Origin of the sequence: Actinopolyspora biskrensis (assembly GCF_013408175.1) — a bacterium.
GTDB classification, from domain to species: domain Bacteria; phylum Actinomycetota; class Actinomycetes; order Mycobacteriales; family Pseudonocardiaceae; genus Actinopolyspora; species Actinopolyspora biskrensis.
In genome coordinates this window covers 933,713-947,927 of the sequence record NZ_JACBYW010000001.1, presented here as the reverse complement: position 1 = coordinate 947,927, position 14,215 = coordinate 933,713, and the positions used below count along the sequence as shown (strand labels likewise).

Annotated in this window: 12 protein-coding genes and 1 pseudogene; 7 read left to right on the top strand and 6 right to left on the bottom strand. The window is 65.1% G+C overall.

What is annotated here, in order from left to right; genetic code table 11:
- Positions 1–197 precede the first annotated feature (197 nt).
- Both FHR84_RS04085 and FHR84_RS04080 read left to right on the top strand, forming a co-directional pair.
- Positions 198–962: an SDR family oxidoreductase gene (locus tag FHR84_RS04085; RefSeq protein ID WP_179534048.1), complete on the top strand. Its 765-nt coding sequence runs from the start codon at positions 198–200 to the stop codon at positions 960–962.
- A gap of 346 nt (positions 963–1,308) precedes the next feature.
- Complete coding sequence (locus tag FHR84_RS04080; RefSeq protein ID WP_179534047.1) at positions 1,309–2,130, top strand: SAM-dependent methyltransferase; 822 nt, start codon at positions 1,309–1,311, stop codon at positions 2,128–2,130.
- 159 nt (positions 2,131–2,289) lie between these two features.
- Here FHR84_RS04080 and FHR84_RS04075 read toward each other — a convergent pair whose 3' ends face one another.
- Positions 2,290–3,198 carry a LysR family transcriptional regulator gene (locus FHR84_RS04075; RefSeq protein ID WP_179534046.1) on the bottom strand — a complete coding sequence of 303 codons (909 nt, stop codon included), beginning with the start codon at positions 3,196–3,198 and terminating at the stop codon, positions 2,290–2,292.
- A gap of 72 nt (positions 3,199–3,270) precedes the next feature.
- Between FHR84_RS04075 and FHR84_RS04070 the strand changes: the two genes are divergently transcribed.
- The 3 genes from FHR84_RS04070 (at position 3,271) to FHR84_RS04060 (ending at position 5,234) form a co-directional block, all read left to right on the top strand.
- On the top strand, positions 3,271–4,293 hold the full coding sequence (locus FHR84_RS04070) for an EamA family transporter (protein ID WP_246300245.1): 1,023 nt from the start codon (positions 3,271–3,273) through the stop codon (positions 4,291–4,293).
- Positions 4,217–4,537 carry a hypothetical protein gene (locus tag FHR84_RS04065; RefSeq protein WP_179533352.1) on the top strand — a complete coding sequence of 107 codons (321 nt, stop codon included), beginning with the start codon at positions 4,217–4,219 and terminating at the stop codon, positions 4,535–4,537. The genes FHR84_RS04070 and FHR84_RS04065 overlap by 77 nt, the downstream gene beginning before the upstream one ends.
- 70 nt (positions 4,538–4,607) lie before the next feature.
- Positions 4,608–5,234, top strand: a complete 627-nt coding sequence (locus FHR84_RS04060; protein WP_179534045.1) for a DUF4232 domain-containing protein — start codon at positions 4,608–4,610, stop codon at positions 5,232–5,234.
- Positions 5,235–5,310: 76 nt separating this feature from the next.
- Here FHR84_RS04060 and FHR84_RS04055 read toward each other — a convergent pair whose 3' ends face one another.
- A complete protein-coding gene (locus FHR84_RS04055; protein WP_179534044.1) occupies positions 5,311–5,757 on the bottom strand; it encodes an Rrf2 family transcriptional regulator in 447 nt (148 codons plus the stop codon).
- Between the two features lie 145 nt (positions 5,758–5,902).
- On the opposite strand from FHR84_RS04055, the gene FHR84_RS04050 reads away from it, so the two are divergent.
- Positions 5,903–7,024: an NADH:flavin oxidoreductase gene (locus tag FHR84_RS04050; protein ID WP_179534043.1), complete on the top strand. Its 1,122-nt coding sequence runs from the start codon at positions 5,903–5,905 to the stop codon at positions 7,022–7,024.
- Between the two features lie 705 nt (positions 7,025–7,729).
- Here FHR84_RS04050 and FHR84_RS04045 read toward each other — a convergent pair.
- A complete protein-coding gene (locus FHR84_RS04045) occupies positions 7,730–8,257 on the bottom strand; it encodes a hypothetical protein (protein WP_179534042.1) in 528 nt (175 codons plus the stop codon).
- A 478-nt stretch (positions 8,258–8,735) separates the two neighbouring features.
- Here FHR84_RS04045 and FHR84_RS04040 point away from each other — a divergent pair, with 478 nt between their 5' ends.
- Positions 8,736–9,017 carry a hypothetical protein gene (locus FHR84_RS04040; protein ID WP_179534041.1) on the top strand — a complete coding sequence of 94 codons (282 nt, stop codon included), beginning with the start codon at positions 8,736–8,738 and terminating at the stop codon, positions 9,015–9,017.
- A gap of 299 nt (positions 9,018–9,316) precedes the next feature.
- Here FHR84_RS04040 and FHR84_RS04030 read toward each other — a convergent pair.
- The 3 genes and pseudogenes from FHR84_RS04030 to FHR84_RS04020 all read right to left on the bottom strand — a co-directional run bounded on the left by FHR84_RS04030 (position 9,317) and on the right by FHR84_RS04020 (position 14,190).
- Positions 9,317–10,317: pseudogene (locus FHR84_RS04030) on the bottom strand (IS630 family transposase).
- 912 nt (positions 10,318–11,229) lie between these two features.
- Complete coding sequence (gene dxs / locus FHR84_RS04025) at positions 11,230–13,098, bottom strand: 1-deoxy-D-xylulose-5-phosphate synthase (RefSeq protein WP_179534039.1); 1,869 nt, start codon at positions 13,096–13,098, stop codon at positions 11,230–11,232.
- A gap of 66 nt (positions 13,099–13,164) precedes the next feature.
- Positions 13,165–14,190 carry a class I fructose-bisphosphate aldolase gene (locus tag FHR84_RS04020; protein WP_179534038.1) on the bottom strand — a complete coding sequence of 342 codons (1,026 nt, stop codon included), beginning with the start codon at positions 14,188–14,190 and terminating at the stop codon, positions 13,165–13,167.
- Positions 14,191–14,215 lie beyond the last annotated feature (25 nt).

Below are 14,215 nucleotides of genomic sequence, written 5' to 3'. Positions count from 1 at the left end.
AGGACGGGAACATGGAGGAACTGCGTTCCCACGACCGCGTCGCCACCGCCACCGGAGCCGGAGGCGTTCCCGGAGCGCCGAGACCGCAAGGCCCTCGGACGCGGAAGCGGCCCCCACCTGAGTTGAGCCGAGATGCGTTCCCCGAACGTCGAAAGGACCATGCTCGAAATGTGGAAATCCACGAAGGGAGTACGAATATGACTCGACTGCGGGACAAAGTCGTGCTGGTCAGCGGCGGAGCGCGTGGACTCGGCGCGGCGTTCAGCAGAGGCGTCGTGACCCACGGTGGCCGTGTCATCATCGCGGACGTGCTCGACGAGGAGGGGCGCGCGCTGGCCGACGAGCTGGGAGAAGCCGCCAGGTACGCCCACCTCGACGTCACGGACCCGCAGCAGTGGGCGGCAGCGGTCGAGCTCACCCGGGAGACTTTCGGGGCGTTGCACGGTCTGGTGAACAACGCCGGTCTCTCCACGGGCGAGTTCCTGGAAAACGAACCCCTGGAACACTTCGAAAAAGTGGTCAGGGTCAACCTCACCGGGGTGTTCTCCGGGATCCAGGCGGCCGTTCCGGCGATGCGCGAAGCAGGCGGGGGGTCGATCGTCAACATCTCCTCGTCCGCCGGTCTTATGGGCATGGCGTTGACCGCCGGATACGGGGCCTCCAAATGGGGAGTACGGGGACTGAGCAAAATCGCGGCTGTGGAACTGGGCAAGGACCGCATCCGGGTCAACTCGGTGCATCCCGGTATGACCTACACGCCGATGACCTCCGAGACCGGCATCGTCCGCGGTGAGGGGAACTTCCCGAACAATCCGATGGGAAGAGTCGCCGACTCCGACGAACTGGTCGGCGCCGCGGTGTTCCTGCTCTCCGATGAGGCGTCCTACGTCAACGGTGCCGAACTCGCCGTGGACGGTGGCTGGACCGCCGGTCCGACCGTGCAGTACATCACCGGCCAATAACTCCACAACAGGCCCGGAGGAATGAGGGGATCCCGTTCGAGCACGATGACCGATCGACAGTGCCTCGGATACGGTCATCGGTGCTTCGGGAACCCGCTCTCGGAGCGCCGCTGGGTCCGTGAACTCCATCTGATCGAGGTTTTTCCGTGCTCCCCTGGCGGGGTGCTCGCTGTGCGGGCCCTCTCGCGGCCCGCGAGTGGTTGCCCCGACACAGGAGGACTCCGGAAGGGTCAGTGTCGATGTCGCGATCCACACCGAAACCAGCAGCCCCTCCCGCGGATCACCGTTGTCCAAACCCCGTCGCGGTGTCACCAACGTCCCGAGTTATCACAGTTAGGATGCCGACATGTCGCACGACGCGGAACCGGCCGCCCAGGTGGAGGACGCGGACTTCGACCGGCCCAGCATCGCGCGGATGTACGACTACCACCTCGGTGGATCCGCGAACTTCGCCGTCGACCGGACCGTGGCCGAGCAGGCACTGCGGATCGCCCCCACGGAGCGAGACTACTGCTGGGCCAACCGCTCGTTCCTGGGCCGCGCGGTCCGCACCCTCGTCGCCGAGCACGGCATCGAGCAGTTCCTCGACCTCGGCTCCGGAGTGCCGACGGTGGGCAACGTGCACGAGAGCGCCCACCAGCACGACCCGTCCGCCCGCGTGGCCTACGTGGACTGGGACGCCATCGCCTGCCACCACGCCCGCCACCTGCTCGGTCCCGACGAGCACCGAGTCACGGTGACCGAGGCCGACGTGTGCGAGCCCGAGACCGTGCTCAACGCCGCCGGAGTGGCGGGACTGCTGGACTTCACCCGCCCGATCGCGGTGCTGGCCTTCGGCATCCTCGACATCCTGCCCACCACCGACGGCGCGGGACTGGTGTCCCGCTACCGCGACGCGTGCGTGCCGGGCAGTGCGCTGGCCGTGTCCAACAACGCCCAGCTCAGCCGCACCGACCAGGAGGTCGAGGGGCTGCGCTCCCTGCTGGCCGACACCTCGACACCGAACCTGTACATGCGCACCGCCGAGGAGGTCGCCGCACTGCTGCCCGGCTACGCACTGCTGGATCCGGGAGTGGTGCCCGCGTCGCTGTGGCGCCCCGATCAGCCCGTCACCGAGCAGGAGGCCCGGCGCGGCAACGTATACGGAGCCGTCGGAATCCTGCCTTGAAGAGTGCACGGATCGGCCTGCTCGGGTGGTTCCGCGGGGGAACCTCAACCGGGGCCTCGCTGCGGGGGCCAGCACATCGAGCACACCCCACCGGCGTCCGTCGGCGCGATGGCCGCTGCGGACTGCTTCCGGTTCGTCCGGGCACCCCGCCGCGGAGGATCACCCGGGTGCGGAAGCCGTGACGGTGGCGATCTCGGCGCGAAGGGCGTCGAGCACGGCGGCGATGCCGGGACGGGTCGCTGTGCCGGGGCGGACCAGTGCCTCCATGTGCCGAGCGGCGCGGATGCCGCTCAGCGGGCGCTGCAACAAACTGGTCCAGTTGGTGGTGTAGCGCGGGAGCAGGGCGATGCCGTGCCCGGCTGCTACGAGCTCTTCGATGACACGGAAGTCGTTGATGCGCTGCACGATGCGGGGACGTATGCCGGTGCGCACCGCGAGCGAGCCCAGCACGTCGTCGACGGGCATCCCGACGTCGACGCTGATCCACGGATCGGTGGCCAGCTCCTCCAGTCGTACGGTGCGCCGCCGCGCCAGCCGGTGCCCGGGTGGTAACGCCACGTCCAGCGGCTCCCGCAGCAGCGGAACGGCGTCCGCGCGCTCGTCGGCGGCCGAGAAACCCCGCTCGTCGTAGTGGGTGACCACGATGTCGAAGTCGGCGAGCAGCCCCTTGGCCTCGGAATGGCGCATGTCCACGTCGCGGTAGTCCACGGTCAACTCCGACAGCTCGTTCACCCGCCGGATCAGCCCGGCCAGCAGCAACAACGCCCCGGAGGGAAACAGGGCCACACGTACCCGCCCGCGGGGAACCGTCCGGAAGGCGTCCAGTTCGGCCTCGGCGCGTTCGGAGGCCGCGAGGACCTCGTCGGCGTGACGGAGAAGGGCCTCTCCCGCGTCGGTGAGCCGGAGGCCGCGCCCGGCCGGTTCGGTCAACGCCACCCCCAGCTCCGCCGACAGGGCTTTGATCTGTTGCGACACGGCCGAGGGCGTGCAGTGCACCGCGGCGGCCGCCGCGGCGACGGTGCCGCGGTTGGCCAGCTCCCGGAAGGTCCGCAGGCGCGTCATGTCCATAAAGCGATGCTACCGATGTGGTGCAAAAATCTGCGCTGGTGCTTCACATTATTGAGCGTGCAGGTTGGAGACATGCCGATCCGGGACCGCCTGCTCGCTCTCACCGTCGCGGTGCTGTGGGGAGTCAACTTCCTGGCCATCGACGTGGGACTGCGGCACTTCCCCCCGCTGCTGTTCGCCGCCCTGCGGTTCGCCGTGATCGCGGTGCCGACAGTGCTGTTCGTGCCCCGCCCGGCGGTGCCGACACGCTGGGTGCTCGGTTACGGGCTCGGGTTCGGTACCGCCCAGTTCGGCCTGCTGTTCACCGCGATCCACGTGGGGATGCCCGCCGGGCTGGCCTCCCTGGTGCTGCAGGCATCCGCTCCGTTCACCGTGCTGCTGGGAATCCTGGTACTGCGGGAACGCCCCAGCGGCATCCAGCTCGCCGGGATCACGCTGGCCATCGGCGGGATGACGGTGATCCTCCTGTACCGCGCCGAGGTCGCCGCGGCACTCCCCGTGGCGCTGACCCTGGCCGGAGCCCTGGGCTGGGCCCTCGGCAATCTCTGCAGCCGTCAGGCGCTGTCCCCCGCGAATCGCTCACGCCCGGATGGGCGGGCCGGTCAGACCGACCCCATGCGGCTGACGTTGTGGATGTCGGTCGTGCCGCCGATGCCGCTGGCGGCGCTGTCCGTGACGTTCGAGGGCCCTGAAGCCGGACCGCGCGCGGTGACCACCCTGAACACGCCGACCGGGTGGGCCGCGCTGGCCTACATCGTGGTGCTGGCCACCGTTGTGGCCTCGGGCATCTGGACAACCCTGATGCGGCGCCACCCCGCAGGTGTGGTCGCACCTTTCTCACTGCTGGTGCCCGTGGTCGGCATGAGCACGAGCCGGCTCGTGCTCGGCGAGCAGTACGCCCTGGTCGAACTGGCTGCCGCCACCGTGGTCATCACCGGTGTGCTGCTGGGCAGCCACCGGACTTCCCGCTCCGTCCGGTCCGGACAGGACCTCTCCACCCACGACACGGAGAAAGAACATGCGCGAACGGAACAACACCTCCCGAGCACGCGCCGCGATCCGCTGGTTGCGGCAGCTCGGCACCCGAATCCGTGAGCTCGAAGAACGCCGCATCCTGCTCAACCGTCCCTGGGAGGAGAACTTCCTGCACTGGAGCCACGACGGCGGGAGCTGGCGGCTCCACGGACACCTCGTCCCCACGACGAGGAACCGCTGCCGCAGCACCACCCGCAGCGGCTGGTGTCCCGCCCAGGCCGGCTGCTCCACGGACAACGCCCCGGCGCACTCCTCCGCACGGGTCCGACCACGGAAGCACCGGTCCGCGCCCAACCGCTCCTGACCGACGAACTCCGGCACACCGGGCGCGGTCGCCGCGTGCGATCATGGCGGCCGTGAAACCTCGGAGGATCGTGGCGCTGTTACCGCTCGTCCTCGTCGGTTGTGCCGCGCACCCGGCACAGCCGGCCGGGGAAACGTCGTCTCCCTCGTCCTCGAGCCCTCCCTCGTCCTCGAGCCCTTCCTCGACCACGTCCGCCCCCACGACCTCCACCCCGGACACGACCACCGCGGCCTGCCCGGAGACGGGGGTACGTCTCACGACCGACCTGGTGGAAACGGCGATGGGCCTGCGGCTGATGCACGTCGAGCTGACCAACTGCGGCGAGCGGCCTTACGCGCTGAACGGCTACCCGCGCGTGCGCGTGCTGGACGAGGCCCGGCAACCGTTGGACGTGCGGACCGAGCAGGGTTCGGCCGACATCGCGCACGTCGACGGTTTCGACGCCCCGCCGGAGGCGATCACGGTGCGCCCGGGCGAGCACGCCGAGACCCAGCTGATGTGGCGCAACACCAACACCAGCTTCGACGCTCCCTCGGTGGGCAAGTACCTGAGGATCACTCCGGCGCGGGACCGGCCCTGGCAGCCGGTGAAGCCGGTCGGCCGGGAACGGAACTCGCCCGGGAAGGACCGCAACGAGATCACCATCGATCTCGGGAGCACCGGTGAGATCGGCGTCCGCGCCTGGGCGTACCAGTAGACTCAAGTGCCCCGCCCGAAGTGGGACTCCCGCGGCGAACGCGTCCGCACACCAGCGGATTCGCGGACGCGCGGCCTCAGCCCCGGGACGGCTCTCGACCGGGACGCCGGAGGTCACGCACCCCGTCGGCGAGCGTGCGGTCGCCGAGCGCGCCGAGCACGGCCTGCTCGGCCTCCGCGGTCAGCTCGGCGAAGTAGGACTGCACGTTCGCGGCGACCCGGCAGTCCTGCTCGTTGCCCGAGCGGCAGTTCCACAGCGGCTTGTCCCCCGTCGAACAGCGGTAGATCTCGGCCAGCGTGATCTCCGCGGCGGGCCGTGCCAGCCGGGCTCCCCCCGCGCGTCCCTTGGTGCAGACGACGAGTTCGGCCTGTGCGAGCGGGACGAGCAGCTTGCGCACCAGGCTCGCGTTGGTGTCCATCCTCTCGGCGAGCTGGGCCGAACTGAGCGTCGGGGTCCCGTCCTCCTCCGCGACCGCGAGGATCAGCATCGCCATCAGGGCACTGGAGAAGCGGATGTCCAGCACGACGGCAACACCTCCCTTCCTCGGCCGGACCCGGCGGCTCCTCACCGGCGGCACCCCAGGTTAGCAACGCCTGGCTACGGCCCTCCACAAAGAAGTGTATCTTTATTACGAACACTTTTTTCGTGTGCACCAGGAGGATGCCCACATGTCCGCTCGCGCCGCCCAGGCACTCGCCCGCCCGCTCGCCCTCGGCTCGGTGGAGCTACCGAACCGGCTGGTCATGGCTCCGATGACCCGCGACCAGTCCCCCGGAGGCGTTCCCGACGAGAACGTCGTCGCCTACTACGCCCGGCGCGCCGCCGCCGGAACCGGCCTGATCATCACCGAGGGCACCTACGTCGACGCTCCCTCCGCCGGGGACCGCGCCAACGTGCCGCGCTTCCACGGACAGGACGCGCTGGCAGGCTGGAGCGACGTCGTCTCCGCCGTGCACGAGGCAGGCGGCAAGATCATGCCGCAGCTGTGGCACGTCGGCATCCAGCGCCAGGCCGGCAAACCGCCCTACCCCGAGGCACCCTCGGTCGGACCCTCCGGCCGCGCTCTGGACGGCACCCCGCAGGCGGGCGAGGAACTCGCCCTGGCCGACGTCGAACGCCTCGTCGAGGCCTTCGCCGACGCCGCGCAGCAGGCCGAGCGCACCGGATTCGACGGTGTGGAGCTCCACGGCGCGCACGGCTACCTGATCGACCAGTTCCTGTGGGAGCGCACCAACAGGCGCACCGACGCCTACGGCGGTTCCCCGGTCGAGCGCACCAAGTTCGCCGCCGACATCGTCGCCGCCGTGCGCGAGCGGGTATCGCCCGGTTTCCCCGTGGTCCTGCGCTTCTCGCAGTGGAAGGCCGACCACTACGGAGCCAAGCTCGCCGAGACCCCGGACGAGTTGCAGGCGATACTCACCCCGCTCAGCGAGGCCGGGGTCGACGCCTTCCACGCCTCCGGACGTCGCTACTGGGAGCCCGAGTTCCCCGAGTCCGACCCGGACCTGAACATCGGCGGCTGGACCCGCAAGCTCACCGGCAAGCCGGTCATCACCGTGGGCTCGGTCGGGCTGGACGCGGTGTTCGACCCGGCCACCCTCGGCGAGGGCGCGGGAACCGACGTGGCCAGCGTCGAAGGGCTGGCCGAACGACTGGAGCGCGACGAGTTCGACCTCGTCGCCGTCGGTCGCGCCCTGCTGGCCGACCCGGAGTGGAGCCGGAAGGTGCTGGACGGCCGCGAGACCGAGCTCGTCCCGTTCACCCGCGAGGCACTCACCACGCTGTACTGACCCTCCGGTCCGGCGAGGGCGGGGCAGCGCCACCGAGCGCCGCCCCGCCCTCGCTGCACGGGCACCGAGTCCAGCCTCACCCGCCGACGGTCCGGCTCCGGACAGGTGGTCGGGCGGTGCTCAGTCGAAGCACCACTCCTCGGCCGGAACCCCGACGAGCTCCCGCTGGCGCTGCTCCAGCCGGACCAGGAGTCCACTCAGTGCTGTTGAGCACCTGGGACGTCAGCACGAATGCCGTCTCCCCGCGCGCGGACGACGGTTCGCCACCGTTCGTACCGCTGCAGGACGTGCATCGTCGCGCTGTCGCCATTCGGCTGCCTCGGGGAGGATCACCCACCCCTGTTCGTCGGCCAGCGAATCATGCCCTGATTGCGGGGGTTCGCGTGGCGATCGGTGCGACACGCGCGCGTCCTCGGTCGAAGAGCTGTTTTCGCACGATCGGGGACTTCGACGTGCGTGGCCGGTCACGACGTCTTTCACTGCGAGTGGCGATACCGGACACTTCTGGATCCGCGGCATGGGGGTGGGGTGCCCGGTTCGGTTGTTGATCGGCGACAGGAGTGGTAACGGGTTTCAACAGGGCCTTCATCCGCAACGCGATCGATCGCAGCGCCGAGAACGGCACGGATCGGCGAAGCTTGCTGCGCGCGTTCTTGACGGGGGAGGATCACCCACTCGCATCCGGATAAGGATGCCCCCGTTCGCTTACGCGCGGGGCTGGATGACAGTGCTGGGCATGGTGACCAATCCCCGGAATGGGGATGCCACCCACGTGTCAGGGGTCAAGTCCCCTCCGACATCCTTACTGTTCACCTGGCCCACGGGCTCGATGGTGACGTCGGTCGCGTGGTCGTCGGGTTGGTGGCGAATCTTCGGGGAAACGGCTGTGTACGGGTTCGCGAGTTTATCCGGGCTGGTGTTGGCCAGTGCCGGGCCGATGTCTCCGAGTGAGTCGATCCGTGCGTGAATCTCGGCCTCGCTCAGAGCGCTGCTCGTGGGGGTGGCGTCGAGTTCGGCGGTGGCCGCTGCTCGTTCGGCTTGGGCTTCGTTGATCGTCTCGGCCAATGCTGCGGGGTCCACGCCCGCTTCGATGGCCTCCTGGAACCGGCGGAGTCGCGTTTCGGCGTCGGTGAGGCGTTTCTTGGCGGCCTCGCGGCTGCTGGACGTGCCGGACTGGTCCGAGGAGCGAGCGTGAGCACGAGGATCGGAAGCCGGTTCCAGGGGGAGTGGCACAGGTGCGGTGCAGGGCGCGGCGTGTGAAGCGAGCTACTGCGATGGCCGCGTCCCGTTTGCTGATCGCGACGATGGTCGCCAGCCCCGTTCCGGCCCGGTAACCGGGGTTGACGTGGTGGAAGAACGTGGTGGGGTCATCGTGACGGATCGATTCGTCCGTTCTTCCGCTTCCGGGGTCGCGGGTGCGCCAGCCGACGTGCACGAGCGGATAAGGGTGGCGCTGCGTGACCTCGGGATCGAAGTGGAAGGCCGTCAACAGGGTGTCCATGAGCTCACGCACGTCCGACGGGAGCTCTTCCCAGGGTTTGGGCCACATGCGTGGGGCGTAGGCGCAGACCCCACGGTAGCTGGACGGGTCCACGAGTGCGGAGAAGTAGTAGGCCCGTCGCAGGGGATGCTTGACCAGATACCCCAGCCAGTGCGTGAGCATGGTCCGTGCTGTCTCCGCGTTGCCTCGCGCCTGAGACACCTTGCCCGCTTGCACTCGGAAGACGTCGATCTTCCTGCGGCGGTGGGACAGCCGGTAGTGGTGCAGGGCGATGAAGCCGACCGTGTGTCCGGCGGCGTCGATCTGCACCTTGACCGTGGTCCGGGCGCCCGGTGGATAGAGAAACTCTGCGAAGGGGGCTCGGCTGGAGGAGTCGTCGAAGACCCGCTGATGGACGTCGGCGACGCGCTCGAGCAGTACCTGCCGGGATGCCGGGCCGAGCCGTTCGGGATGAAACGTGAGTGTCCTCATCCGCACCGTGCCTCCGCATAGGACATGCCGTCTCCATTCCCAGTGAGCCACGCCTCGCACGCGGCCGCAACTTGTGGCAGAAACGGATCCGATCGAGTCGGACTCGGGGGTGGTGAGCTCTTACAGGCCCGGTCCTGCCGAGGTGGACTTGAACCGCGAGGCAGTGGAGCTGGTACTGGTCGGAGAGAATTCGGCGGCCGAAGCTGACCGGCAGCTGGGTTTCTACGGCTCGCCCCTGGGCAACTGGGTCAAGCAGGCCCACATCGACCACGGCCAGCACGAGGGCTCGAGTATTCCAGGAACCGGATCGGGCGAAGGAGCTAGTGTGTTGAGTTGTTAATGCGTTGGCAGTTTGCGGCGAGGGTGCCGAGGATGTCTGTCGGCGGTCTTGGTCCACACGAAGGGTTTGGAGTCGGTGTTGCATTGCTGGATCCATGCTGCGACGTCGGCTTCGAGTTCGGTGACGCTACGGTGGGCAGACCGGCGGAGTTTGCGCGTGGTGAGTTCACCAAACCAGCGTTCGACGAGGTTGAGCCAGGAGACGCTGGTCGGCGTGAAAGGCACGTGGAAACGCGGGTGCTGCAGGAGCCACTTTGTGATGGCCGGCGTTGTGTGGGTGGCGTAGCTATCGCAGACCAGGTCCAGGTCCAGCTCGACAGGAGTATTTGTGTCGATCGTTGTCAGGAACTTCAAGAATTCCTGGTGCCGATGCCGTCGCTGGTGGGCGGTAATGACTCCGCCGCCGGCTACATCCAGGGCGGCGAACAGGCTGGTCGTACCGTGGCGGACGTAGTCATGGGCCTGCCGGGGCGATCCAGGGCCTGCATCTAGCTCTTCTCGTCCACGCACAGCACCAGCACATTCTCGGACGGATCCATATAGAGCCCGACGACGTCGCCGACCTTGTCGATGAATTGCGGGTCGGTGCTCAATTTCCACGTATCCACCACGTGTGGTTTGAGTCCGAAGGCCCGCCACATGCACGAGATCGCGGTTTGCGACATACCCATCACCTCGGCCATCGACCGAGTCGACCAGTACGTGTCGTCGCGCGGTGACGCCTCCACCAGCGTCTTGATGATCAGCTGCTCGACATGCTCATCGGTGATCGCACGAGGAGCACCCGGCCACGGTTCATCGGACAGGCCCCCAGACCATCTTCGAGGAAACGGCGTCGCCACTTGGTCACCGTCGGCCGCGAGGCCCATAGCTGCCACGACACATCCATATTGGACACACCATCGACGCACGCCAACACAATCCGCGCCCGCAGTGCCATCGCCTGTGCCATGGAACCCCGACACGCCCAGCCTCCCACCATCCGACGCTCGGCATCGACGAGAGACACCCCGCAGACACGCCCCTCAACGTCCCATCACACAAACAAACACCGAACTAACGACTCAGCACACTAGGCAAGGGCCAGACAGAAGCGAGGCCACGCAATGTCCGTTACCAATCCCAGTACCCTATTACTACTATCGCATCGCAACTTGTGAAGCGCAACCAATTATACACAGAAAACCGCGGACAGCGCGTAATGACATTCGGTGTACGCGGTGTCCAGTCACCGCCGTTCATCGTATTCGCGGTACCACTCGAGAGTAATCGTCCGATTGGGGCAAATCCACTGTGTTCTCGGCACGGAGAAACACCGATACATGTCGAAACTCGCTTGGATCCGCCTCGTCCCGGGCCAGCTGTGCGCGACAGAAAACCAAAACGAGGATCTGAATCGATCCCTTCCCTGGCTCACTCAGCTGATCGGACGACGGTCTACAGTAGCCTTACACAACCGGATACTTTTCGTGTATTGTGATGTGGTAACCAGGGTCCTAGAGTCAGCATGGAGGGTTGTCTTGCGCAGTTCTGTAACAGTCGAGTTGCAGTGTGTTGCCTGTTTCAACGATACTTTACACACGTTGGCTTACGCGGGCAGGATCCTACTTTACGTCAAATGCCATCGTTGCGGTGCGGTCATGCGCCAGAGAGTCGTCAATAACTATCTAGTTGATCTCGCGTCCCGAATACGGTCGAAACCGAACCGTGTCTTGCGTGAGCTCCGGGACACCCCGCGAAGCCTCGCGTTCTCGCTTCCGTTTCGAACGGTGGTTAAACCACGTGAAATCACGGCTGAGATCAGCGGCGTATTCGCCGCTTCCAAACGGTCACGGTGCCATTGGGCGGACAGGGGAAGCGCGAACGGTTAGTCTACTCATGTTACTTACCGCGATCAATTGTGCGCGGAGTCTGACTCGAGAATACCTTGGATCGACGATGCGATACCGTGAGGAGTAAGACAGCTACTATTTAGCAACTCCGATCGCGAGCAGTGTTCCGGAAAATCCTGAGGCAATCCAAGACTGTGGACGCGTGCCATCACGTTGGCGTCGGTCAACCGCTGTGAGATAGCACTACCGAATCCGCCGACGCGGCCACTGTCTTCCACAGACACAACATACCGGAATCGGCGTGCGAAGTGCACCAGTGCATCGGGAACAGGCTTGATCCAGCGCGGATCCACCACTGCGGCATCGATTCCGTACTCTTCCACCATCTTAGCTGCTGCAACACATGAAGGCGCCATCGCCCCGATACCAACCAGGAGGATCTCGGGGTCGGTACCTTCATGGAGCACATCGATACCATCGATCCTGCGTGACGCGGGAAGGTCTTCCGTGACCTCGCCTTTCGGAAATCGTATTGCTGTCGGAGCGTCATCGACCCGCACCGCTTCCCGCAACTGTTCAACAAGTGACGGCGCATCCCGAGGAGCCGCGATGTGAAGACTTGGAACCACCTGCAACAGCGAGAGGTCCCACATGCCATTGTGGCTAGGGCCGTCTTCCCCTGTGGCGCCCGCTCGATCGAGTACGAACGTCACACCACACCCGTGCAAAGCGACGTCCAGAACGATCTGATCGAACGCGCGGTTGAGGAACGTCGAATATATCGAAACAACCGGATGCAGCCCACCAAGCGCCATCCCTGCCGCCGATGTGACAGCGTATTGCTCAGCGATTCCGGTATCCATAACACGGTCTGGATGCACTTCAAAAAGTCTGCCCAGCCCCACCGCGTCGGACATCGCTGCGGTCACCGCTACGATGTGGGAATGGGTATCCGCAAGTACACTGATTTCCTCTGAGAACACGCTGGTCCACGATTTTTTCTTGGCCGGCGACTTCGCATTCGAAGAGGGTGACGGCTTCACCGTATGCAATCGGTCGATCGGCTCGTTTTCAGCGGGCCCGTACCCATTTCCCTTGCGGGTGATGCAATGCACCACTACCGGATCTCCGTAATCCTTGGCACGGCGGAGATATTCCTCAAGAGAGGGGACGTGATGGCCATCCAATGGACCGACGTAAGCGAATCCGAGGCTCTCAAATATTGATCGAGAGTACGTGAGTTCGTCGGTACTTTCCTCAGAATTTACCGACTCGGGACCAACTCGTTCCTTATACCGCGTTACAATTGGATCCTCCGTACCGGTTCCGTCGTAGAATGCGCTCTTCTGGAGGGCGGCGAGGTGGCTAGCGATGCCGCCCACGGTCGGCGCATAGGAGCGTCCGTTGTCATTGACGACGATGACCACCCTGTGGTTGCGCAGCAGGGCGATATTGTTCAGAGCTTCCCAGGACATACCTCCGGTCAGCGCGCCATCACCGATCACCGCGACCACCGAGCGCTCGGTCTCACCACGTCGTTCGAATGCCCTGGCGAGCCCACCCGCGTATGCCAGGGATGTCGAGGCGTGGGAATTTTCGACGATGTCATGAACAGATTCACGCTGGCTCGGATACCCCGACAGCCCGTCGAGTTTGCGGAGAGTAGGGAGCTCATTCGCTCGACCCGTCACCATCTTGTGCACATAGGATTGATGACCTATGTCCCACACGACCTTGTCAATCGGCGAATCGAACACCCGATGCAAAGCGACGGTCAGCTCAACGACTCCTAAGTTGGATCCTAGGTGGCCGCCGGTTGATGTCACGCTCGAGACCAGATGATCACGGATTTCCTGGCATACGCTAGTGAGCTCGTCCTCGGAAAGCTTGCGGAGGTAATCCGGTCCGATGGCTGGGTCAATGATTTCCATGGTTCGCCTCCTCGATTCCGATATTCGCGTATCTGTGGGATACAAGAGGTAGCAATACTGGAATTGTCAGGACAAGTCTTCCTTCTCTAGCTTGGGGCTGTACCTTCCTTGCGACGCAATAGCATTGAGTCGCGCTCGGTGAGCCAGTGCCGCTTGGCCAGACGCGCGGTTCGCGTCCTTGCCAGACCATGCCTTTAGCGCCGCGCCAGTCAGTGCCCGAGCGAATGAGAAGGTCACGTTCCATGGGAACGGACCGTGTCGGTTGATCTCGTTGAGATGGGCCGTGGCAGTCTGATCATCCTGTCCGCCCGATAGGAATCCAATTCCTGGTACCGCGGCAGGAACCGTGCGTAACAGGGTTCGTACCGTCGCCTCCGCTACTTCACTGATGCTTGCCTGGGGAGTATGCTGTTTTCCTGGGACAATCATATTCGGCTTCAATAGGATTCCGTCAAGCGCCACCCGTTGATCCGTGAGCTCCTGGAACACCGCTTCCAGCACCGAGGAGGTTACCTCTTCGGCATGCGCCAAAGAATGGTTACCCTCCATGAGGACTTCGGGTTCAACGATCGGAACCATTTCATGCTCTTGCACAATGGCAGCATACTTGCCGAGCGCATGCGCGTTGGCCTTGATCGCCTCAGGGGTCGGTCGCTCGGCGTCGACCTGGAACACGGCACGCCATTTTGTGAACTCAGCGCCGAGATCACGGTACTCGACCAAACGTTGCCCTAAAGCGTCGATTCCTTCAGTGAGGAATTCTCGTGGACGGTCCCCCATGACGCGTGTTCCACGATCTACCTTGACCCCCGGAACGAGACCGTTCTTAACGGCCAATCGGCACAATGGTGTGCCGTCCGAATCGGCCTGCCGGACGGTTTCATCATAGAGTATGACGCCACTCACCCATTGCGAGAGACCAGGAGTAGAGATCAATAGTTCGCGATACCGGCGTCTTGACTCTGTTGTCGATTCCACACCGAACTCGGCCATTCGCTTGCTGGCCGTCGGGTTGCTTTCGTCGGCGGCGAGGAGGCCCGTTCCGTTATTCGAAAGCCGTTCTATACGTTCCACCAATGTCGTGGATGTCATCGATTCTCCCGATTTCCTAGAGTGT

What these genes read in the sequence shown, in the direction of transcription:
- FHR84_RS04020 (WP_179534038.1), bottom strand. Translation starts at nt 14,190, where the DNA reads ATGACATCCACGACATTGGTGGAACGTATAGAACGGCTTTCGAATAAC.
- FHR84_RS04075 (WP_179534046.1), bottom strand. Translation starts at nt 3,198, where the DNA reads ATGGACATGACGCGCCTGCGGACCTTCCGGGAGCTGGCCAACCGCGGC.
- FHR84_RS04085 (WP_179534048.1), top strand. Translation starts at nt 198, where the DNA reads ATGACTCGACTGCGGGACAAAGTCGTGCTGGTCAGCGGCGGAGCGCGT.
- FHR84_RS04065 (WP_179533352.1), top strand. Translation starts at nt 4,217, where the DNA reads ATGCGCGAACGGAACAACACCTCCCGAGCACGCGCCGCGATCCGCTGG.
- FHR84_RS04070 (WP_246300245.1), top strand. Translation starts at nt 3,271, where the DNA reads ATGCCGATCCGGGACCGCCTGCTCGCTCTCACCGTCGCGGTGCTGTGG.
- dxs (WP_179534039.1), bottom strand. Translation starts at nt 13,098, where the DNA reads ATGGAAATCATTGACCCAGCCATCGGACCGGATTACCTCCGCAAGCTT.
- FHR84_RS04080 (WP_179534047.1), top strand. Translation starts at nt 1,309, where the DNA reads ATGTCGCACGACGCGGAACCGGCCGCCCAGGTGGAGGACGCGGACTTC.
- FHR84_RS04050 (WP_179534043.1), top strand. Translation starts at nt 5,903, where the DNA reads ATGTCCGCTCGCGCCGCCCAGGCACTCGCCCGCCCGCTCGCCCTCGGC.